Raw genomic sequence first — 22,034 nt, forward strand, 5'->3', positions numbered from 1 at the left:
GTTTCATAGGTTCTCGATTGCATTGGAAAAAGAGGCGCTATTGTGAAAATTTCACGCAGAAATGGATATCAGGTGATGACCTGAATTGGTGAAGTGGCAGGAGTAGCGTGAAAAAGCGCTTAAATGATTTGTTGTTATCTTAGGGGTTTACTGGTGCATTTATAAGCACTTCAGGTTCAATGATTTGAAGCAGAATGGCTGATTATCTGATTTTTACGCGGGAAAGCTCCCAGGCATCTCAGGAAAGTTCTGTAAGAGGTTTTCATTATAATTTTCTGATTACCTAATTATAAAGCTATTGATTAATTTTATTATGATAATTTCACCAGAGATGTCGTCCGCCACCAAGCGGGTTGTATTGATCGAAGATCATTCATTAATAAGTGATGGAGTAAAACAGTTACTGTCGTCACTGCCGGGTTATCAGGTGGCGGGCGAAGTCACGGATGGTTTAGAAGCCTATGCTGCTTGCCAACGTCTGGCTCCGGATCTGGTGCTGATGGATTTAGGCTTGCCGGGAATGGACGGTATTGATGTCATCCACCAGCTTAAGCAACGCTGGCCGGAGCTGATTATTATGGTTCTGACCGCTAACAGTAACGAGCATCGTGCACGGGCGGCGCTTGAGGCTGGCGCTATCGCCTATATTCTGAAGAAAAGCTCACAGCAGACGCTGTTGGCAGCTTTGCAGGCTGTCAGAGCGGGACGAACCTTTCTTGATCCCTCGCTGGACCAGCAGCAAATTAGTGAAAAACCGAGTTTAGACGGTACGGTCAGCCTGACGGTGCGTGAGCGACAAATCCTTAAGCTGATTGCTCAGGCATTGCGCAATCGGGATATTGCCGAAAATCTGAAGATCACCATAAAAACCGTCGAAACCCATCGCCTTAACCTGATGCGCAAGCTAAATGCCCATAGTGCAGTTGCGCTGACCAACTGGGCGGTGCGCCTGGGTATTCACGATAACTAAGCCAGCGGCATCGCCTATTATGGGTTATTTAAGCGCTTCTGAGATCGGTTTTCTGAAGTAAAGGCGTTTTCACCGCCCCTGCCGAGGGTTAGCCCCCTGCAGACCACCCATCTCGCTAATTTGGTTTTGCATTATCACCATCAGATGTCACAGTTGAACCCGATGCCGCGTTTAATCGGTTAAGCAGTGCTCGTATCTGCTGAGCTGTTGGCCAGTTACCGTGACGAACCTCGGTTTCCAACTGTTCACTGGCGTTGAAAATGTCGTCAATACCGGCCAGCCCCGCGCAGCCTTTGAGCGCATGCAACAGCTCCAGCAAAGTATGTTGTTGCTGCTGCTGCCAGCTCTCATCAATCCGCTGAGCAAACACCTGTAAGGTGGTTCGCAGCTTATTTTGCATCTCAGCATCCTGTGTGGCATCAAATAATGGCCGTTGTAACAGCTCATTGGGCATCAACTCAATCTCTCTCGCCATCTGCATCACCACCACGTGCTCAATCGCCTGCAGCAATTTTTCCATGCGTAACGGCTTCGCAAGATAGCCATTCATCACACTCTTTTTAACCCGCTCACGCTCTACCGACAGTGTATTCGCGGTCAGCGCAATAATGGGCGTATCGTCATCAAGTATGCCGGACAGCGGATCGCGCCAGCGCTGGGCGGTTTCAAATCCATCCATTTCCGGCATACGCAAATCCATCAGCACCATGTCGTAAACGTTGAGCCGACCCGCCTCAAGCGCTTGCGCACCAGAAGCGACGCTATCTGGCTGATGGCCCAGAGCACGCAATATCTTGCTGACAATTTCGCGATTAGTCGTAATATCATCCACCACCAATACTTTAAGGGACCATGGGCAGATCGGCAGCGTGGCGCTGACATCTTCCTCATAAACCTTGCCATAAATCGCCGCCAGCTGGCGTTGCAGGCGACCAGGCAGATACACCAGGGTTGGTGACGAGAGCAGCGGTTGTTCGCCTTGCTGTGGCGTTATTCCCCATAGCTGTAGCTGCTGGTGCAGTTCAGCCGGAGCAGACAGCGTGCCGCTAAAACTCTCAAGGTTGGCACCCGGATGATTTATTGGCAGCAACAACGTGAAGCAGGAGCCTTTGCCAGGTTGACTGGTGACTTTGATCTCCCCTCCCATCAACTGGGCCAGCATCGCGGAGATGGTTAACCCCAGGCCATTGCCACCGCTGTGTTCACTGATCTGTACAAACGGGCGAAAGATAGTTTGCAGATGCTCAGGCAAGATACCTTTCCCGCTGTCTTCCACGGAAATCATCAACAGATGGCCTTGCCGTTCTACCTGTAACCGAACATCGCCCTGTTCGGTGAATTTTATCGCGTTACCCAGCATATTGATCAAAATCTGTTTCACGCGAATACGGCTGATCTCAAGGCTTTCCGGCAGATTAGCAGCGACCAGACAAGAGAGCTTCAGCCCTTTCGCATTCGCGCTGACACATACCGTCATCATCACCCGATCCAGCAGTGGCAACAGTTCAGTCGGCTCATACGACAGTTGCAGCTGTCCGGCTTCGATATGATTGTAATCGAGTAAATTATTAATAATTGAGAGCAAGTAATCGGCAGAGGTGTGCGCCGTTTCGACTAAATCCTGCTGTTCAGCCGTCAATCTGGAACGCTGTAGCAGGCTAAGCGCACCCACCACACCGTTCATTGGCGTGCGTATTTCATGGCTGATGCTGGCCATATGAATGCTTTTGCTGCTACTCAGCTGTTCGGCACTGCGCCTGGCGTCATCCAGCGCCCGGGTGCGTTCGTGCACACGTTTTTCCAGCGTTTCATAGTGTGCTCTGATGACCACCAGCAACCGGTTATAGGCCCTGGCAATCCGCCCTAACTCATCATTACGGCCTTCGGTTAATGAATGCGCCCAGTCCATAAAGCGAAAGCGATCCACCACATCCACAAAACGTCGTAATGGGCGAATCACTTGATGAAGTAATACCCAGTAGATAATCGCCAACAGCGTCAACCATACTGCTGCGACTGGCGGCAGTGTCCACAGCTGCGACTCCAGCGCTCTTAACACGATTTGTTGCTGTGGATAGCGGGCGACTAATTGCCAGCCAGGTTCCTTCAGCGCTTTGCAAACGTAATTAAACCCCTGATAAAGCACCGTAGTATTTGACTGACAGCGAGAAAGTATCTCAACTGGAAATTCATCAGCGGGAATGGCTTTCTCCTGCGAGCTCAACGGTAACAGTTGATTGTTGCCATCCAGCATGGCGAAAGCGATGTTGTCATTCAAATCGGGATTCAGCTCGGGCTTGCTCCAGACGGCCAGGTTGATACCCGATATCGCTTCACTGTCAGAAAGATGCTGCGTCATCGGCACATATAAGCGATCGCCGATGCTAAACGGCGTTCCCCAGACAATGCCGGTGCGGGAATGTTGTTGACTCAGGGCTAACAGCTCAGCGGCGCGCTGCTGCAAAAGGTGCTTATCGGCAGAGTCCGGGTGATAAATAATCATCCCCTGATGCGGCAGAATAAGGTAAATCGCTTCGCTGTTGCCCGCGTTACCGAACAGTTTTACCGCCTGCATCGCCTTATATAACTGCGGATTATCTGTCTGAATCCGCTCATCAGTAAATGGAATAAATAGCACGTCGCGGGCATTCAGATTAAGCGAGATCCCCTCCGGCAGTGCCCGCCACACCTCATGAAAGGTATTTAAACGATATTGCGCCTGAAAATAGTGGTTGCTCTGTTCGTTGACCAGCCCCCCGACTTCGGCCACCAGTTCATGACGCAATGTGGTCTGCCTATCGACATAGCGCGACCAGAATTGCACCGACTCCGTCACGATGCCAAACAGGGCAATAATACAGCCAACTATCAACATCAGACGAAAAAGCAGCGAGTTAGCCCAAAGTTTACTCATGATTATTGCCACCCTCAGAAGGAGACTGACGCCTTCCGCTGGCGTGCTGTTCAGGTGTTTACCCGATAGCGATATGACCTGGTTTTTATGATGATACTCGGCCTGAAGAGTCATTAAAGCAAACTCTTTTATACCCAAAAAAAAATCGGGTAGCAGGAAGGCAATACGTCCGTAAATCTCCAGCAGCAGAGCTATCCCGGCTGCGGGAATAAACGTGCACAGCCCACACGCCTGCCGCTTGTAAGACGGGTGTATCCATCATTTATCAGAGAGGCCGGATGGAATTACAAACTGAACGGCGACTGGAGAAATTTCTGCAGCTGGCCGACCTGACGGCGCAATGTATTGAAGAGCGCATGGAATTTTCTATGCCTCCTTATCAGCTATACATCGAATCCCTTGATGAGCACATCCTGTTAACGCTGGGGCGTGAAGTGGAACCCGCTTATCAAATTGAGGTGATGAAAAAGTTGCTTACCGCCTGTCACCCCAGCCGGACACAGGGCACACCTGTTCGCGTCTGGCAACTGCACGGGCAGCAAATGCTGAGCTGCGCACCAACCAAAGAGAGTGACACCACTCACTGGCTGATGTGCATGCATACCCTGCGCCGCCTACTTGAAACCACCGCAGGAGGTAACCGGTGAATCAGATGAAACGCGTCCTGATTATGCTTTCGGGCCGCCAGGATATTGTGCTGGCAGCAATGCTGCTGATAGCAATATTTATGATGATTGTTCCACTGCCGACCGGGCTGGTGGACTTTATGATCGCCGTCAACCTGACAATTTCCGTCATCCTGTTGATGATGGCACTGTATATCAAAAATCCGCTTGAGTTTGCGGCCTTTCCGGCAGTGCTGCTGATTACCACACTGTACCGTCTGGCACTGACGATCAGCACCACGCGCCTGATCCTGCTGCAAGCGGATGCGGGCCAAATCGTCTACACCTTTGGTGAATTTGCCGTCGGCGGTAACCTTGGTGTCGGCTTAATTGTCTTCCTGATTATTACCATTGTGCAGTTTATCGTGATTACCAAAGGCTCGGAGCGTGTCGCTGAAGTCAGCGCCCGTTTCTCACTGGATGCGATGCCGGGTAAGCAAATGAGTATCGATGGCGATCTGCGTGCTGGCGCCATCGATGGCGATCAGGCGAAACGCCTGCGTAACCAGGTACAGAAAGAGAGCCAGCTGTACGGCGCAATGGATGGTGCGATGAAGTTCGTCAAAGGTGACGCCATCGCCGGTATCGTTATCATTCTGGTCAACATTTTAGGGGGTACTGCGATCGGCGTGATGATGCATGGCCTGAGTGCCAGCGAAGCGCTGTCGGTTTACGCCATCCTGTCGATTGGTGATGGCCTGGTTAGCCAGATCCCTGCGCTGCTGATCTCAATTACCGCCGGTATTATCGTCACCCGCGTGAGCGGCGAGGAACAGCAGAACCTCGCCAGCGACCTTGCCCAGCAGTTGGGTAAACAGCCACAGGCGCTGATGCTGGCATGTGTGGTGTTGCTGGTGTTTGCGCTGATCCCCGGTTTTCCCGCCATCTACTTTATTATGCTGGCTGCACTGCTGTTCTCCATTACCTGGTGGGCGAAAAGAAAACGGCTTGCCAGCGCCGATGCAGTACCCGGCATGGCAATCAGTGAGAATGGCGCTGATGGCAGTAGCGCTACCGGCAACATGACCCCTGGTGCCACGCCGCTGATGCTGCGTCTCGCCACCGATTTGGCCCGCTCAAACCAGCTGTCCGCCAAGCTTAACGCTTTCCGCTTCCGCAAATTTGAGCAGTTAGGCATCCCGCTGCCTGAGATTGTGCTGCAAAAAGATCCTTCGCTGACGCCGGGCACACTGCAAGTTCTGCTGTATCAGGAAGTGGTACTGAACATCCAGATTCCGCAGGGCTTGCTGCTGGCAGACGCAAAGTCGCAAATACTGCCTCAGGCACAACAAAATACCCCTCTGCCGTTTGGTGGCCTCAGCCTGCAGTGGATTGCGCCCGCAGACAAGGATGCGATTTCCGCGCTGGGCGTAACGCTCTATCAGGATGAGGAACGCCTGACCCATTGCTTATCAACACTGATCAATCGCTATGCCGGTGAATTTATTGGTGTGCAGGAGACGCGTTTCCTGATGGATGGCATGGAGAGCCAATATTCCGATTTGATCAAAGAGGTCCAGCGTCAGTTACCGATTGGTCGCATTGCCGATGTGTTGCAACGTCTGGTAACGGAAGAAATTTCGATCCGCGATCTGCGTAGCATCTTTGAAGCGTTGATCGAATGGGCACCGCGTGAAAAGGATCCGATCATGCTGGTGGAGTATGTCCGCATTTCACTGCGTCGCCATCTGCTGAGCCGCTTCCGTGGCGATCAACCCTGGGTCAGCGGCTGGATGATTGGCGATGTGATCGAAGGCATGATCCGCGAAGCGATACGCCAGACCTCTGCCGGTTCCTATTCCGCGTTGGATCCACAACTGTCGCAGCAGATTATCGAACAGATCCGTGCCGCCGTCGAAGGCAACGAAAAACAGAACAACGTGCTGCTCACCGCCATTGATGTTCGTCGCTTCTTACGCCGGGTTATTGAGCGTGATTTTTATGCACTGCAAGTCCTGTCGTTTCAGGAGATTGGCGAAGAAATTGAGCTGCGAGTCATTGGCAATATCGACCTGATTGGAGAGCAATAAAATGCGTCTGCCGCAACAGGAAACCGTATTAGCCATGCTGGAGCAACGCCTCAGTTTACCGCCGCCACCGCCCGATATTGGTGTACAGCTGGCCGGTAAAGTCGTGGAGATTGGCCCGACGTTACTGCGCGCTTCGCTGCCTGGCGTCAGCATCGCCGAAATATGCCGCCTCGAACCTTCCGGTATTGAAGCGGAAGTGGTGGCGATTGAGGGTAACTACGCGATGCTCTCTCCGTTTAGCGAACCGCTGGGCGTCACCACCGGCAGTAAAGTACTGGCGAGTGGCAATGTGCATCAATTGCAAGTCGGCGATTTTTTGTTAGGCCGGGTGGTGGATGGTCTGGGAAGGCCGATCGACGATTTGCCGCTGCCTGACGATAGCGAAAAACGCTCTTTAGAAGGCGAGGCGCCCAATCCCCTTACCCGTACGCTGATTGATACGCCACTGCCGCTGGGCGTGCGCGCTATTGATGGTTTACTGACCTGTGGGATGGGGCAGCGTATCGGTATTTTTGCTGCCGCTGGCGGGGGTAAAAGTACTCTGCTCGGTATGATTTGTGACGGCAGCCTGGCAGATGTCATCGTACTGGCGCTGATTGGCGAAAGGGGACGCGAAGTTCGCGAATTCCTCGAGCATACCCTGAGTGTCGAAGCGCGTGCCCGCTGTGTGATGGTGATATCCACTTCCGACCGCCCGGCACTTGAGCGCCTGAAAGCCGCCTATACCGCCACGGCCATCGCTGAGTATTTCCGCGACCAGGGGCTAAACGTCTTGTTAATGATGGACTCGCTGACACGTTTTGCCCGTGCCTCGCGCGAAATCGGCCTGGCGGCAGGCGAGCCAGCGCTGGCAGGCGGTTATCCTCCAAGTTTCTTTGCTCGTCTGCCGCGCCTGCTGGAGCGCGCCGGGCCAGCGGCAAGCGGCAGTATCACTGGCATTTATACCGTGCTGGTTGAAGGCGATAACCTCAATGAACCGGTGGCCGATGAAGTGCGCTCGATTCTCGACGGCCATATTGTGCTGTCGCGCAAGCTGGCGCAGGCCAACCATTATCCGGCCATCGATATTGCCGCCAGCGTCAGCCGAATAATGTCGATGGTCACCGACCAAGAGCATCGTCAACGTGCCGGTAAGCTGCGGCGATTGATGGCGGCGTGGAAAGAGATCGAATTGCTGGTACGCGTGGGTGAATACCAGCAGGGACAGGATCCGCTGGCCGATGAAGCGATGGAACGTAAAGAAGCCATCAGTGAATTTCTCTGTCAATCGGTGACGGAGAAAAACGATTTCAATGAAACGCTGGAGTTGCTGTGCCAGACAGTCGACTGACGCTGTCGACTCTGCTGTCGCTGAAAAAACGCCGGGAGCGGCGCATTCGTCGTGAAATCGCCCGTCTCGAAGAAGAATGGCAGCAAGTGGAGCAGCGTAAACAGCAGTTGCTGCAGGCTCACCAGCAATTATGGCAGCAATGGCGAGAAAGCAGCAGCCAGGAGCAGACACTCACGTCGCTACAGTGGAGATTATTACGCGCTCAGCTGGCGGGTTATTACCAGCAGGATCACCATCTGCAAGCGCAAGTCGCCGCCACTGACGATATGTTCGCTCATCTGCAAAGGGATAAAGATGAGCAGCAATTATTGTTACGGCAGGTGCTGATGGATCAGGAAAAACTCAACATTCTTATGGAGTAAACATGCATATTCCCCCGTTTTCACCCCGCCAGTGGGGGCTAAATCAGCGAACTGCAGAGGAACATCATCCCTCTGATGAGCAAGAGCAACAGCGCTTTAGCTCGTTAATGGGGATGTCGCCCAAAAAACGTGACACTTCGTCGACGATAGCCAGCGGTCGCGGTTCGGATACGTTGGCCAAAACCTTTCACTGGGAAGGTGCGAATGGTTTACCACTGACGTCAGACTGGCGCATGAAAGAATCATTAACCAGCAGCTGGCTGCGCTGGCGTCTGACTAATGGCCCGCTGGCCGGACTGGAAATTGAGGCCTGTTACCGCAATGACGACATGTCTGTCCGCTTGCGAACACAGGATCTGGAACCGTTGTTACGGCGGGTGGGTTCGGCGCGCCAGTTGGAGCAGCAGTTGGCCACGCAGTTTAACTGCCATGTCACGGTGGAGATTAATGATGCAGATCGCGCAGCTGAGTAAAGATCAGGGACGCCTGATCAAAAAAGTAGGGCATGGCTTACAGCTGTTCAGCGAGCAAGGCAGCATACAGCTGTCATTTCGCCAGCAAAACGCATCCAGCGGCTTGCTGCTGCATGCCCAGTTTCACGATCGGCCGGTAACACTGTGGCTGGATGAACAGCAATGGTGCCAGTGGGTAACGCCGATGCTGGCAGTCCCTTCGCTGGCATTGGCTCCCGCCGAATTACAGTCTTTACTGGCGCACTGGACACTGGCAGACGCCAGCGAATGCAGCGACAGCGGTGATTTATTGTGGCCAGAGGCACAGACTCTGCAACCCGGTGACGCGCCAGAAGGACTGGGCTGGAGCATGACTATTCAGCGCGCAGACCGGCAGCTGGATCTGCGCCTGCTCAGTGGTGCTGAACCCTGGATCGACAGTCTGGCGGATAATATGTTTCCGGTAAATTTCACTGATGATCAGGCCGAAATTATCCTGACTGCCAGCCTGCTGGCGGGCTGGAGCACCGTCACTGCCGGACAACTCAGCTCACTGCGGCCAGGCGATGCGCTGATGCTGCATAAAAGCTGGCAGATTTCTGAGGGACAGGTTGCCCTGTTTCTCGATCGACCGCTCGCCATTATCGCGCAAAGTAGCGAGCAAGAGACTTTTACTATCGAGGCAGTAATGAGTGATTTTGAAGACTGGATGGACCTTTCCCCCTCACTTGAGACCAATACCATTCATGGTAACAGTGTCGAGCAGGCGCTGAATGAAGCTACGGTGAACGTCACGGTGGAAGTGGCTCAGTTGGCGGTTTCGATTCAGGAGTTGAGCAACATGGTAGCCGGAGGATTGCTGTCTGGCGTGGCCCAGCAGAACGGGCTGGTGACATTGAAAGTGGGCAACCGCGCCATTGCGCGTGGCTCTTTACTGGCGTTCGACGGCAAGATGGCAGTAAAAATCGACCACCTTTGCTGAGGTAATCCAGGGTGTTCACCTGATACGCCTGACGTCAGTGGTTGGTGATAATAGCCGCCATATTTGATTTCCGTGTAGCTCTCATGGCGTTATTAGACAATCCATTACAACTTATTATTGTACTGTTTGCCCTCTCGATCTTGCCGTTATTGATCGTGTTGGGCACTTCCTTTCTGAAACTATCTATCGTGTTTGCCCTGCTGCGAAACGCGCTGGGTATCCAGCAAATACCGCCGAATATTGCGCTGTATGGGCTGGCGCTGGTGTTGACATTTTTTACCATGGCACCGGTGGTACTGGCGATTCAGGATAACCTCGCCGAAAACCCGGTCAGCCTGGAATCTCCAGCGTTTATCCAACAGGTTGAGACCGGCATTCTGGCACCCTACCGCGAGTTTCTGGAGCGCAATACCGCACCGGAGCAGGTGCATTTCTTTGTCGATATTGGTCACCAAATCTGGCCTGAAAAATATCAGCAACGCATTCCAGACAACTCACTGCTGGTAATGATGCCGGCGTTTACCGTCAGCCAGTTGATTGAAGCCTTCAAGATCGGCCTGCTGCTGTTCCTGCCTTTTATTGCCATTGATCTGGTGGTTTCTAACGTCTTGCTGGCGATGGGCATGATGATGGTTTCGCCGATGACAATTTCTATGCCACTGAAACTTCTGGTCTTCGTCCTGATGGGCGGCTGGGAGAAGTTATTGCGCCAGCTGGTCCTCTCCTTTTCCTGATCGCGGAGTAAAAAATGAGTGAAGCGATGATCACCCAGCTGGCGACGCAGATGATGTGGCTGGTACTGATACTTTCCCTGCCGGTGGTTATGGTGGCCTCATTTGTCGGTATTCTGGTGAGCCTGATGCAGGCGCTGACCCAGATTCAGGAGCAGACCATTCAGTTCCTCGCCAAACTGGTCGCCGTCTCGATAACGCTGGCGGTAACTTACAGTTGGATGGGCGACGTAATACTGACCTATGCAGGGCTGGCATTTGACCAAATCACCCAGATGAGGGAATGACATGGTCAGCTTGTGGATACAATGGTTGCCGATTCTTGGTCTGTGTATGTTACGCCCGCTGGGCGTATTTCTGCTGATGCCGCTGTTTAGCACCGGCAACCTCGGCGGCATGCTGACCCGCAACGCACTGTTATTAATGATCGCCTTGCCACTGGTGCCGGTTTATACCGAATGGCCCGTACCTGCCGCGGGTGCCTGGGGATTTTTTATCCTCGCCGCAGGCGAGCTGTGTATTGGACTGGTCATTGGCTTTTGCGCCGCCATCCCCTTCTGGGCGCTGGATATGGCAGGTTTTATCATTGATACCATGCGTGGTTCCTCAATGGCCAGCGTACTTAACCCGCTGTTAGGGCAGCAATCCTCGCTGTTCGGTCTGTTATTTACCCAAGTTTTTGGCGTGCTGTTTCTGATGAGCGGAAGTTTTAACGAACTGATGCGCGCCATTTATCACTCTTATCAAACCCTACCACCCGGCGGGGGGCTGCATTACGGACCTGATGCGCTGGCCTTTATCAGCCAGCAGTGGCAACTGATGTATGAACTGGGAATTCGCTTCGCCATGCCAGCGATGGTGGTGATTCTGCTGGTGGATATGGCAATGGGGCTGATTAACCGCTCCGCTCAGCAGTTAAACGTCTTTTTCCTGGCGATGCCGATTAAAAGTGCCTTTGCGCTGCTGATGCTGATCATCAGTTTTAACTTCGCCTATGGCAGTTTGCTGGAATACAGCATGTTCTTTAAGAATCTGAGCAGCAGGTTGCTGGAGGCTTTTTCATGAGTGAAAAAACCGAAAAGCCCACACCGAAAAAAATTCGTGATGCGCGTAAAAAAGGCCAGGTCGCCAAAAGCGTTGAGGTCACCAGCGGCGTGCAGCTGGCAGTGATACTTGGCTATTTCACCTTCGAAGGGCCTGCGCTATGGCGCATATTGGTGCAACTGCAGGAGCTGGCAATCAATGCGACCAATCAAACGCTGAGCATAGGTCTGGGCCAATTGATGGAAGCAGTGGGCTCACTGGCACTGCGTTTCGTTTCGGGCATTGCGGCGGTAATGATCACCACGACCGCCTTCAGCATTCTGGTGCAGATTGGTCCACTGCTTGCCACCGAGGCATTAAAACCCTCGGCGAAAAAGCTCAATGTCATGTCCAATCTGAAAAACATATTTTCCGCTAAAAATCTGTTTGAGTTCGTCAAATCAGTGCTGAAAGTGTCATTGCTTTCGCTGATTTTCTTTTATCTGTTGCGACAGTACAGCTCCACTATTCAGTTTCTACCGCTCTATCCGGTTATCAACGGGCTGGAAGTGGCGATGCGCCTGCTGTTCTGGATGTTTCTGTCACTGATTGGTTTTTATGTGGTCATTGGCATCGCCGACCTCGCCTTCCAACGCCATGACAACACTAAAAAAATGATGATGTCGATGGATGATATTAAGCAGGAGCATAAAAACCTCGAGGGAAATTCAGAAATAAAGCAGAAGCGCAAAGAAGTGCATCGCGAAATACAGAGCGGCAGTCTGGCGGCCAACGTTAAAAAGTCGACCGCCGTGGTGCGAAACCCGACTCATATTGCCGTTTGCCTTTATTACCATCCGGACAAATCACCGCTGCCGCAGGTTATTGAAATGGGACGCGACAAACGCGCATTACATATTGTGCAATTAGCGGAAAAAGCCGGTGTTCCGGTCGTAGAAAACATTCTGGTGGCGCGCGCACTCGCCAATGGAACCCCGGTTGGCGGTTATATTCCGGCCGAACTTTTTGAACCTGTGGCGCATATTCTGCGCCTTGCGATGAAGCTGGACTACGATGACGATGATAGTGAAGAAGATGAAAATTAAAAATTTATCGGTATTATTATTTTGTACCGGATTAAGCGGCTGTTCTTTATGGCACTCTTTTGTAGATACGCCACCCCAGGAGGTTGACGCTTCCCTCTCGGTGACAGAGTCTGATATGGCAAATGATTTCGTCGAGCAGCCGGTAGAGCCACTCTCCTGGACCCGCGTGCAGGAGAGTAGCAGCGCGATGACTGCAACGGTGCCTGAGAAGGAAGAAATCAATCCCGCTCAGCCAACTGCAAAAACCAGTGCTGAATTGCCGACACCCCCGGTCGTAACTGCCGCTCAACAAAGGGACAGAGACCGTTTTCATCCGCTGGTTGAGCAGGTGTCGGCAGAGTTCGGCCTTGATGCCGACCTGCTGCACGCGATGATCCGCGTTGAGTCAAACTATCAGCATGAGGCCGTTTCGCCTAAAGGCGCGCGTGGTTTGATGCAGGTTATGCCTGCTACCGGCGAGCGCTTCGGTTACACCGATTTGCTGGATCCACAGCACAACCTGCGCGCCGGAGCCAGTTATATGCAGTGGTTAATCAAACACTTCGATAATGATTTAACGCTGGCTCTGGCAGGCTATAATGCCGGCGAAGGCGCGGTAAAGCGCTACGGTAAAACCATTCCACCGTATCGCGAAACGCAGCACTATGTAAAAAAGGTGATGGCCCATTACCAGCAGCCACAGCCACAGCGTCACTCTCTTCCTGCGGACAAGCAGTACGCTATGCAATCGGAAACGGTGGCAGATAAACCCGTGGAGAAAGTTGCACTCAATGGTCATGCGCTAGCCGCAAAACTGTTGGGACTATTGATATCCGCGCCCAGTGCAGCAGCCAACAAGCAACATAATACGCAAGATACCAGCCATGCCCTGTAAATAGCCGTGGGAAAAACGATTATCGCTGTTCTGATCCAGTTTACATCTTTATTACTGATGTTCACCGTTCGCCTTGCTGTATTCCGATGCAGAACAAAAGCATCCGCTGCCGATAATATTAAAATAGCGCCTCTGATAAATTAATTAAATTATTTAAATTAATTTACCAGAGGCGATTTTATCGTTGGTTAAGGTTAATAATTATCTCTTCAGGTATCTGATCTGTTCCTGCTAAGCAACTTGCTAAAGAAATGATGAGTACCAGGGCGACATCACAATAAAAAATCGCGACCACAGCCGATTTTTATTTCAGCAATGGTCGCAGCAGAAAGGATAATAATATACGGGCTATCACGCCACGGCAGCTTTACGCTTAACCCCGGCGTCATAAATAAGCCACAGTTCGCCGTCAATCTCCTGCCAGTAAGCGCCCTGATAAATCAGCGCATCAGCCAGGCGCTGGCGCATGCTCAGCACATCAGCCTGAATGCTGTCCAGCAACATACCGCGCACGCACTTCATCTGCGGTACTTTGCGTTCCAGTTGATGAATCAGTTTAATAAATCCTGCGGCCGCACGATTATGGTTGCCGGTATCGCTGTTAGCTTTAAAATCGCAGACCACCAACTGACCCTCTTCCAGCCGGTACACCAGCTCAAAGTCTGCCAGGGTGACTCGCCAGCCAATTACCAACGGGCTATTGCCAAAATAAGCCACTTGCGGCGTTTTACCCTGGCTGCGTAAATAGTCAGTTACTGCATCGGTATTTTCTGTAACTTGCTGCATATTCTTCTCCTTCAAGGGATTAAGCACTCAGGCTTAACCCCATTTTTCTGCTACTACAGGCGCACAGCACCCATAATGCGCTCTTGCAGGCTCATCAGTTCACGCGTCATTTCCAGCATCCGACGGGAAGCTTCTGCCGCTTTATCCGCGGTAGCAGCCAGCCCTTTCCAGTATTCGCTGGCGGCGTTCGACTGATAGTCACCTAACAATTGCATCTCCTGCGCTTCGCGGGTGATTCCGGCACCTTTCATCCCGGCACTGCCTTCACTTATTTTACCCATGCCATCCGCGCCGCCGGAAATCAGTGACCCGCCGCTGGATGCCACGCCGCCGAGAAATGCGCCTGCAACGCTGAATCCACCGGAGAGAATTTTCGCCGTGGCGTTACCGCGTGCCGCCGAATAATTCAGTTCAATGGCTTTCTCTTTACTCGCCATAGCCGTGAGATCTTTTTTATGAGCCGCCGATTGTTGAGCGGTGTAGTGTTCGCGCTGCATATCGCGAATATCACCGTTCATTTTTTGCAGCATGGCAATCAGGTCATCAATTGTTGCCAGGGCGCCATTGCCTGCCGCAGAGCGCGTGCTGGTAGTTTCAGGCGTAACAGGTGCAGTATTGGTATTATTAATTTGGTTGATGGTACTCATCTTTTCTGTCTCCATTTATTTTGTTTACCGATAATCGGTGAGTGATTTAACTTTTTCTGAATGCGCCTTTCATAATTTCAGTGGCGCTGGCAATAATCATCGCCATATGGTTACCGGTATTGACCAGTTGCGTTAACTGCTGATCCAACTCTTGCTGGCTGGCATCGCCCATTTGCAGCGCACCATCGATCTGCTCTTTTGTTTTATCCATATAGTCCTGGGCAATGGCCTTAATGCTTTCCCGCAATTCGCTACTGATGTTGTAGCTGGCGGCATGCAGCCCACACATGCTGCTGATACTTCCCACCGCATCTGCCGCATCCTTGTTATCACTGGTGCCAACCCATGCTTTGACTCCATTCATCATTGCCCCAACTGATGAAAGTATGTTGCTGGTAAAAGAGTCTTCAATCGCTTGCTGGCCAATAGCCTGAATCGCGATAGCCGTAGCGGAAACCTCCGGCTTGAGCTCTTCGGCCATATCTCGCTGCCGTTCGCCATCGCGTAAAGAGACAGCCATGATCAACGCAATCAACTCAAACATAGTGAAGGTCTGCGCTTGATTACTGACGCCAACTACTTCCGCAGCGGCTTGCCTGATAACACCGGCTAATTCTGTATCTTCCAGCCCTTCGGATGCATAATTAGCGGCACTGTTTAAGGCTCCCTCTATTCGATTAAGCTGTTGCTGATCAATCTCTTGCATGGCAAACATCGCGACGCCTTCAGCAGTAAGCCCCTCCGTCAAAACACTATTGGCTTCGGTGTGCTCAAGCGATAACCCTGCTGCTTTCTCGCTGGGCTGCGATGAGATTTGCACCTGGCTATGGCTACCGAAACGGCTTACTGCATCCATAATGACTCCTGTTTACACCATTGAAGCGGCCATCTGCGCCTGGTTAGAAGCAATCTGGCTAATCATCGCAACGCCGCCCTGCATCACTTCAGCCTGGCTGTCCTGCAGATCTTTCACCTTTTTGATGGTTTCCTTTTTACTTGCTTCAAAGTATTCGAAGAAGCTCTGGGTCCACTGCTGGTCAAGAACCAGCTGATCAATTTTCTTCTGCAGCTCCGCTTTTTGCTTATCAATGGTGCCAACGGTAATGTTCTGAGCACCAGTGACCGCTCCGCGGGTAACATTCATCACGGTAGTCGCGCCACAAGTGACACCTTTCGCCACTGCCGTCATTACCTGCCAGCGAATCTCTGCCATCACCTTTTTAGTGACTTCTTTTGCCGTCAGGTCAACGCCGCGTTTAATCGCGTCCTTGCCGACTTTTTCCACCGCATTACTGACCATTTGCTCAATCGCTTCACTGCCGAACTGCTTCGCCATCTTATTAACGGCAAAGTTATGTGCTGTTTTCTTGATGGCATTTTTAGCGGCTTCTTCCGCCAGCTCTCTCGCTGTACGGGTGACAATTTGTTCGCCAATTTCTGAAGCAACCTTTTTACCGAGCTGGTTGGCGGCAGTTTTCAGAGCGACTTTATTTCCTTCTCTAATCGCGGTAGAAATGGCCTGATCGGCACCCTCTTTCAACAGCTTACCGACGACTTTAGGCACTACTTTGGTCATGATGGCATTACGCATCGCGCTGGTGACATCAATCACCGCACCGGCAATTTCAAACGCCATCTGGATTTTTCCGGCTGCGTCTGCCACTTTTTTGTATTTTTCAGCATTCTCCGGATCGATCAGCGCCAGGGTATTCGCCATCGCTTTCACCATTCCAGCCAGGCCCGCCATCAGGTCCATGGCACCACCTGCCGCCTGCAGTGCGTTGCCGCTCAGCACACCACCGACGATTTTCGCGACGCCTGTAACTACCTCAACGGCAGCGACTACCCAGTCAAACACTACACTGAGGATGCCCGCTTTCTTCGCTTTGTCCTGCTGCTCGACGGAAGCATTCATCTGCTCGCGAATCTGCTCGACCTCCTGCTTGCGCAGCTGGTCTTGCTTGTCACTCATAATTGACAGCGCCCGACCTTTCATCTCCGCAGTGTCACCGAGAATCTGGTTCGCCAGCATGGTCGACGCCAGGAACATCGCCTCCATCGGCACACGTTCCATGGTCGATAAATTGAATTTAAAGCTGGGGTCATCTCCCACTGGCGCAGGCAGCGCCCGCTTTATATTGTCTAACGAGGCCTGAGCTTGCTGACGAGAGCCCGTGACGGGTGACTCTGTCGGCATCGCCAACTGCGCAAGTGGGGATTTTTTGCCGTCTCTGTCGCTAACAAACAGCAGAATGATTGGTGCCAGCGTTTTTTCAGTACGGGGACTTTTAACGGCAGAGAATTCATTCTCCAAATCACTGCCAGCTCCTGGCGCTGCAAGAGCACGATCTAAACCAATGTGCATGAAACTTCCTCCGTGGTAGCGGTTAACATCCTTTCCGCATTTCCCTTAATTTCCTGATAATGTGATTGTTCGCCGCACCACATGATGGCGGCATTAAAGGCTTTGCGGGCGTAAGCTTCATTGCCTACCAGCCGGTAGCTCAGGCCAGCAAAAAACGCCGCCCGCGGGTCATCGATAGTGATCATCCCGGCTCGTGCAAAGCAGGAGATGGCTTCTTCATGGGCAGAAAGGCGCTGATGGGATAGCCCTAATCCCAACAAATAGTCGTAATTCCAGTGATCAAAAGTGCTTAAAAGTTGATAAAAGTTACGCGACGCCACGAACTCACCAGCGGCAAACAACTGACCGGCATAACTGTAAAGCTGTACCAGATCCTGATCGTCGATATCGGTTAACATCCGTAATGATCCACCGCGCGAAAAGAAGCGTTGCAGTACGTCGTCGTTCTCTTCTTGCTGTGGGTTAATCATGGTCTCTGACATAAAAACTCCATGTTAAGGCGCGTCGAAATTTTGCTCTTCGCGCCATGTGAGAGGGTGGAAAATCAAATAAACGCACGCCGATGTTTTTTCGCCATCACTGGCTTGGCAGGTGCATTGGCGGCAGCGGCTACCACAGCAGTGGTCTGGCCTGGTTGAACGGGTTGATCGGGTACCAGCTGTTTCAGCTGTTTACCCAATTGCTCAAATGTCTTTTGCATTGAGGCCACTTTTTCAGCCATTTGCTTCGGCACGCGATCGCCTTTCAGTACCCCATCAAGTTTTTTCAGCTTGCGCTGAGCATCGGGATCGTTCGGCGCACGCGCGTGCAGTTGAGCAATCTCTTCCTGCAGCTTTTTAAATTCATCAATTTGTTTTTTAAAACCCACGCGACGCATTTGCAGAGTATCGATCATGGTTTTTAGCTGGTTCAGGTCTTGCATTTTTGTTCCCCCGGTGAGGTAAAACGGAGCATAAGCAGACGCCTCAGCCCCTAAAATTATTAGCGAATAGCCTGGGCGATCGATTTAGTCGATTCTGCGGTCATGCTCTGTATGCTGTTGGCCATGGTGACTGCGGTGTTAAAGTTCTGCATCAGCTGCTGCAGCTTCAGCTGGTTCTGCTGTACGAAGTCAGAAGCGCGACCTGAGAAGGATTCCAGCGTCGATTTCACCGACGTCAGATCGGCTTTATTCAGCTCGGGGCCATTTTCAGCCAGGAACTGATCGATGCTCATGCCGTTGACTTCAATCTTGTTTTCACGCATGTAAGCGATAACGTCTGCTGGCAGCTCAGCCTGACTTTGAGCATCCGCCAAACCCGCTAACAGTGCGTCAACACGGTTGGCCATATCCTGTGCATCACGGGATACTTCGGTTTTATTACCCATCTCCTCGAATTTTGCATTTGCCAGCTCGGTAAACAGCAGCATGATTTTTTCAATCGTCGTCAACGCGGTACCCATCAACGAGACATTGCCACCGGCTCTGAGGTAGTCGAGATCGGCTGGCCTGCTGAGAACGGGTGATTCGCTTCGGGAAACGCTGACAATGTTTTCGATCGCGTACATGAACTCTCATTCCTTTTGGTGTTTTACATGTTTACAAGATTGTCGAATCCTGCGTGGCTTGGTTTTAATGAGGCTATGATAGATACTTGGTAAATATAGATTTGCGGATCTCTGCAAAACATTCTGTTTTTGCACACTAACATTGATAATTTAATTACAAAAAATATCAGGTAAACACCTGATGGGATTATTATTTAAATGACAAAATGGATAAAATAAACCCTAGAAACAATAACTTAAAATAGCAAGGCACATCCTCAGCTGAATACACCTGTAGTATTAGAAAGCTGTTATATTTAACTAATAATTTGAATACCAATAAGCCTCTGGAAAAATAAAACCTCACCTCAATAAAGTTTATCTTTATTTTTATGTCAATATATATAAATTGATTGTCGGGAAGTATCACAGGGGAATCTTTTAGCGTATATCGGGCTCGCTTTAGTTTTTTTGATAAGCAATCGAATAAATGTCATTAATTCTGAATAATACCGGATATAGAAAGGCGGCAGGCAGAATATTGCAGCACTGCCGCGGTGCGTGATTAGCGTATTGATTGGGCGATAGATTTGGTCGATTCAGCGTTCATACTCTGCACGCTGTTAGCCATAGTGACTGCGGTGTTAAAGTTCTGCATCAGCTGCTGCAACTTCAGCTGGTTCTGCTGTACGAAGTCAGAGGCACGGCCAGAGTAGGACTCAAGTGCGGATTTTATTGCCGTCAGTGCGGCTTTATCCAGCTCAACCGGGCCCGTTACCGGGCCATTGACCGGACCATCCACTGGACCATCAACCGGAGGCGCGTCGGGATTGATCGCCGGGCGAGTACCAGGATTGAAGCCGGCATCCGGAAACGCTGCTGTCAGCTGATTTCTCAGTTGTTCAATTTGCCACAGAGAGGCATTACCCCCATTCGGCAAATGCAGCATATCGCCCCCCAAAGGGATGCCATATTCTTTCATAAAATCAAGCAGTTCAAACAGCTGACTTCCCTGCACTCCCTCTGCCGGCGCGCTGGCCAGCAGTGCATTTAACATCTGCACAAATTTCGCCGCTTCAGACGCGCCAGGCGTTCCAGGTGTACCTGGTGCTTCTGGTGCTTCTGGTGCTTCTGGGGTTTCTGGGGTTTCTGGGCCGCCTGGTAGATCATCCGCTGGCTTCAGACCGAGAAACTTATCAATACTCATGCCGTTAACCTGGATGTTGTTGGCACGCATATACTCAATAATGTCTTGCGGGAGTGCAGCGGTATCTTTTCCGCTTGCCAGGCCCGCCAGCAGCGCATCGACGCGGTTAGCCATATCCTGCGCATCGCGTGACACTTCGGTCTTCTTGCTCATCTGCTCGAACTTGGCATTCGCCAGTTCAGTAAACAGCAGCATAATGCTGTCCATGGTGACCATCGCAGCGCCCATCAGCGAGGTGTTTTTGCCTGCGCTCAGATACTCAGTATCACCGCCTGATTTCATCCCAGTCGGCGCGTTGATATTAAGGTTATTGGTATTGATACCGCTCATGATTTTATTCTCATTATTGTAGTGTCTCGGGTTAACGGCAGCGGTTAAAAACGCTGCCGTTAGTCATGAAACAATGATTAGCGGATGGACTGAGCGATGGATTTGGCCGATTCAGCATTCATACTCTGCACGCTGTTGGCCATGGTGACCGCGGTGTTAAAGTTCTGCATCAGCTGCTGCAGCTTCAGCTGGTTCTGCTGTACGAAGTCAGAGGCGCGGCCTGAGTGGGATTCCAGTGCAGATTTCACCGCAGTCAGGTCAGCCTTGTCCAGCTGTCGGCCAGAATTAACCAGCTGTGAGATCGTTTCCTTGCTGTAAGGTTCAGATCCGGAACCTTTTTGGTTCGCCAGCCACTCACTGGCTTTTTGGCCATCAATCTTGATTCCGGCAGCATCCAAATCTTTAACCACCTGATTGGCGCTGTCATTCATCCCGCTACTCCACCCAAAGCCTCTTCTGTCAAAAGAGTCAAGGTTGTTCAGCGCCCAGAGCGAGCCTAAGCTTTCAGCACCGCGCAGGAAGTCATCAATACTCTTGCCGTTGACTTCAATATTGTTGGCACGCATGTATTCAATCACTTCTGGCGGCAGCGCGGCGGTATCTTTTCCGCTTGCCAGGCCCGCCAACAGCGCGTCGACGCGGTTAGCCATATCCTGCGCATCACGGGATACTTCAGTCTTCTTGCTCATCTGCTCGAACTTGGAGTTCGCCAGCTCGGTAAACAGCAGCATGATGCTGTCCATGGTGACCATCGCGGTGCCCATCAGCGAGGTGTTTTTGCCTGCGCTCAGGTATTCGGTGTCGCCGCTTGATTTCGGGCCAGTCGGTGCATTGAGGTTAAGATTGTTGATAGCGGTCATAATGTAATTCCCTTTATTTTGAATGTGTCTGGTTAACGGCAGGCACTTATGGCGCTGCCGGTAGTCATAAATCAGTCATTAGCGGATGGACTGGGCGATCGATTTAGTCGATTCCGCGTTCATGCTCTGTACGCTGTTGGCCATGGTGACCGCGGTGTTAAAGTTCTGCATCAGCTGCTGCAGCTTCAGCTGGTTCTGCTGTACGAAGTCAGAGGCGCGGCCTGAGTGGGACTCCAGTGCGGATTTCACGGCGGTCAGATCAGCTTTATCCAGCTTAACGTCGATATCGCCAGCTTTTGCTCTACGCAGGCGCTCTGAAATATCGTCCAGTGCGGCTTTTTTCTCATTAGAGCGCTCGTCATTTTCATTTCTGTTGTAGTAGTCACCTGATTTTTGATAATACTCGCGCGTGAGTTCATTGATGTGATCCTGGAGGCCGGCCCCTAAGATCTCAGACTTCTTGTCGCTCAGAAACTCATCAATGCTCTGGCCGTTGACTTCAATATTGTTGGCACGCATGTACGCGATAACATCTGCCGGCAGCTCGGCGGTATCTTTTCCGCTTGCCAGGCCCGCCAGCAGCGCGTCGATGCGGTTAGCCATATCCTGCGCATCACGGGACACTTCGGTCTTCTTGCTCATTTGCTCGAACTTGGTGTTCGCCAGCTCGGTAAACAGCAGCATGATGCTGTCCATGGTGACCATCGCGGCCCCCATCAGCGAGGTGTTTTTGCCTGCGCTCAGGTACTCGGTGTCACCGCTTGATTTCGGGCCAGTCGGTGCATTGAGATTAAGATTGTTGATAGCGGTCATGATGTAATTCCCTTTATTTTGAATGTGTCTGGTTAACGGCAGGCCTCTATGGCGCTGCCG

Annotated in this window: 23 protein-coding genes; 12 read left to right on the forward strand and 11 right to left on the reverse strand. The window is 51.6% G+C overall.

All coding sequences use genetic code 11. From position 1 onward, the window contains the following. The first annotated feature begins 358 nt into the window (after positions 1 to 358). Complete coding sequence (locus RIN69_RS19730; RefSeq protein ID WP_313853947.1) at positions 359 to 970, forward strand: two component system response regulator; 612 nt, start codon at positions 359 to 361, stop codon at positions 968 to 970. A 115-nt stretch (positions 971 to 1,085) separates the two neighbouring features. Here RIN69_RS19730 and RIN69_RS19735 read toward each other — a convergent pair whose 3' ends face one another. Beyond that, positions 1,086 to 3,884, reverse strand: a complete 2,799-nt coding sequence (locus RIN69_RS19735) for a two component system sensor kinase (RefSeq protein WP_313853948.1) — start codon at positions 3,882 to 3,884, stop codon at positions 1,086 to 1,088. A 278-nt stretch (positions 3,885 to 4,162) separates the two neighbouring features. On the opposite strand from RIN69_RS19735, the gene RIN69_RS19740 reads away from it, so the two are divergent. From RIN69_RS19740 to RIN69_RS19790, 11 genes are all read left to right on the forward strand, one after another. After that, positions 4,163 to 4,531 carry a type III secretion chaperone SycN gene (locus tag RIN69_RS19740; RefSeq protein WP_313853949.1) on the forward strand — a complete coding sequence of 123 codons (369 nt, stop codon included), beginning with the start codon at positions 4,163 to 4,165 and terminating at the stop codon, positions 4,529 to 4,531. A gap of 5 nt (positions 4,532 to 4,536) precedes the next feature. Further along, positions 4,537 to 6,579 (forward strand): EscV/YscV/HrcV family type III secretion system export apparatus protein, encoded by a 2,043-nt coding sequence (locus RIN69_RS19745; RefSeq protein WP_313857817.1) that lies wholly within the window; start codon positions 4,537 to 4,539, stop codon positions 6,577 to 6,579. A 1-nt stretch (position 6,580) separates the two neighbouring features. Beyond that, entirely contained in the window at positions 6,581 to 7,909 is a 1,329-nt protein-coding gene (locus RIN69_RS19750) for an EscN/YscN/HrcN family type III secretion system ATPase (RefSeq protein WP_313853950.1), read from the forward strand. After that, on the forward strand, positions 7,891 to 8,271 hold the full coding sequence (locus tag RIN69_RS19755) for a hypothetical protein (protein WP_313853951.1): 381 nt from the start codon (positions 7,891 to 7,893) through the stop codon (positions 8,269 to 8,271). Before RIN69_RS19750 ends, RIN69_RS19755 begins: the two co-directional genes overlap by 19 nt. Before the next feature lie 2 nt (positions 8,272 to 8,273). Then, the gene (locus RIN69_RS19760) at positions 8,274 to 8,744 is read left to right on the forward strand and encodes a hypothetical protein (protein ID WP_313853953.1); all 471 of its coding nucleotides are present in this window, start codon (positions 8,274 to 8,276) and stop codon (positions 8,742 to 8,744) included. Beyond that, positions 8,719 to 9,705 (forward strand): type III secretion system cytoplasmic ring protein SctQ, encoded by a 987-nt coding sequence (gene sctQ, locus RIN69_RS19765; RefSeq protein ID WP_313853954.1) that lies wholly within the window; start codon positions 8,719 to 8,721, stop codon positions 9,703 to 9,705. The genes RIN69_RS19760 and sctQ overlap by 26 nt, the downstream gene beginning before the upstream one ends. A gap of 83 nt (positions 9,706 to 9,788) precedes the next feature. Continuing rightward, positions 9,789 to 10,439, forward strand: a complete 651-nt coding sequence (gene sctR / locus RIN69_RS19770) for a type III secretion system export apparatus subunit SctR (RefSeq protein ID WP_052902117.1) — start codon at positions 9,789 to 9,791, stop codon at positions 10,437 to 10,439. A 14-nt stretch (positions 10,440 to 10,453) separates the two neighbouring features. Then, entirely contained in the window at positions 10,454 to 10,723 is a 270-nt protein-coding gene (gene sctS / locus RIN69_RS19775; protein WP_313853977.1) for a type III secretion system export apparatus subunit SctS, read from the forward strand. A 1-nt stretch (position 10,724) separates the two neighbouring features. Further along, on the forward strand, positions 10,725 to 11,501 hold the full coding sequence (gene sctT / locus RIN69_RS19780) for a type III secretion system export apparatus subunit SctT (RefSeq protein ID WP_313853979.1): 777 nt from the start codon (positions 10,725 to 10,727) through the stop codon (positions 11,499 to 11,501). Next, positions 11,498 to 12,565: an EscU/YscU/HrcU family type III secretion system export apparatus switch protein gene (locus tag RIN69_RS19785; protein ID WP_313853980.1), complete on the forward strand. Its 1,068-nt coding sequence runs from the start codon at positions 11,498 to 11,500 to the stop codon at positions 12,563 to 12,565. Before sctT ends, RIN69_RS19785 begins: the two co-directional genes overlap by 4 nt. A gap of 115 nt (positions 12,566 to 12,680) precedes the next feature. After that, on the forward strand, positions 12,681 to 13,439 hold the full coding sequence (locus tag RIN69_RS19790; protein ID WP_313853981.1) for a lytic transglycosylase domain-containing protein: 759 nt from the start codon (positions 12,681 to 12,683) through the stop codon (positions 13,437 to 13,439). A 351-nt stretch (positions 13,440 to 13,790) separates the two neighbouring features. Here the strand turns inward: RIN69_RS19790 and RIN69_RS19795 are convergent, their stop codons facing one another. From RIN69_RS19795 to RIN69_RS19840, 10 genes are all read right to left on the reverse strand, one after another. Further along, entirely contained in the window at positions 13,791 to 14,225 is a 435-nt protein-coding gene (locus RIN69_RS19795; protein ID WP_313853984.1) for a type III secretion system effector protein SseE, read from the reverse strand. A 53-nt stretch (positions 14,226 to 14,278) separates the two neighbouring features. Beyond that, a complete protein-coding gene (locus RIN69_RS19800; protein WP_313853987.1) occupies positions 14,279 to 14,872 on the reverse strand; it encodes a type III secretion system translocon protein SseD in 594 nt (197 codons plus the stop codon). A gap of 46 nt (positions 14,873 to 14,918) precedes the next feature. Next, positions 14,919 to 15,728 (reverse strand): hypothetical protein, encoded by an 810-nt coding sequence (locus RIN69_RS19805; protein WP_313853989.1) that lies wholly within the window; start codon positions 15,726 to 15,728, stop codon positions 14,919 to 14,921. A gap of 12 nt (positions 15,729 to 15,740) precedes the next feature. Beyond that, positions 15,741 to 17,237: a type III secretion system translocon subunit SctE gene (sctE, locus tag RIN69_RS19810; protein WP_313853991.1), complete on the reverse strand. Its 1,497-nt coding sequence runs from the start codon at positions 17,235 to 17,237 to the stop codon at positions 15,741 to 15,743. Next, positions 17,222 to 17,719, reverse strand: a complete 498-nt coding sequence (locus RIN69_RS19815) for a SycD/LcrH family type III secretion system chaperone (protein WP_313853993.1) — start codon at positions 17,717 to 17,719, stop codon at positions 17,222 to 17,224. The genes sctE and RIN69_RS19815 overlap by 16 nt, the downstream gene beginning before the upstream one ends. A gap of 62 nt (positions 17,720 to 17,781) precedes the next feature. After that, positions 17,782 to 18,159 (reverse strand): hypothetical protein, encoded by a 378-nt coding sequence (locus RIN69_RS19820; RefSeq protein WP_313853995.1) that lies wholly within the window; start codon positions 18,157 to 18,159, stop codon positions 17,782 to 17,784. Positions 18,160 to 18,218: 59 nt separating this feature from the next. After that, complete coding sequence (gene sseB / locus RIN69_RS19825; protein WP_313853997.1) at positions 18,219 to 18,785, reverse strand: type III secretion system translocon protein SseB; 567 nt, start codon at positions 18,783 to 18,785, stop codon at positions 18,219 to 18,221. A gap of 544 nt (positions 18,786 to 19,329) precedes the next feature. Further along, complete coding sequence (locus RIN69_RS19830; protein ID WP_313853999.1) at positions 19,330 to 20,301, reverse strand: hypothetical protein; 972 nt, start codon at positions 20,299 to 20,301, stop codon at positions 19,330 to 19,332. 77 nt (positions 20,302 to 20,378) lie between these two features. Further along, the gene (locus RIN69_RS19835) at positions 20,379 to 21,161 is read right to left on the reverse strand and encodes a hypothetical protein (protein ID WP_313854001.1); all 783 of its coding nucleotides are present in this window, start codon (positions 21,159 to 21,161) and stop codon (positions 20,379 to 20,381) included. A 78-nt stretch (positions 21,162 to 21,239) separates the two neighbouring features. Further along, positions 21,240 to 21,974, reverse strand: coding sequence for a hypothetical protein (locus RIN69_RS19840; protein ID WP_313854002.1), 735 nt, complete (start codon positions 21,972 to 21,974; stop codon positions 21,240 to 21,242). Between the last annotated feature and the right edge of the window lie 60 nt (positions 21,975 to 22,034).

Origin of the sequence: Winslowiella toletana (assembly GCF_032164335.1) — a bacterium.
In the GTDB taxonomy this organism is placed as follows: domain Bacteria; phylum Pseudomonadota; class Gammaproteobacteria; order Enterobacterales; family Enterobacteriaceae; genus Erwinia; species Erwinia toletana_A.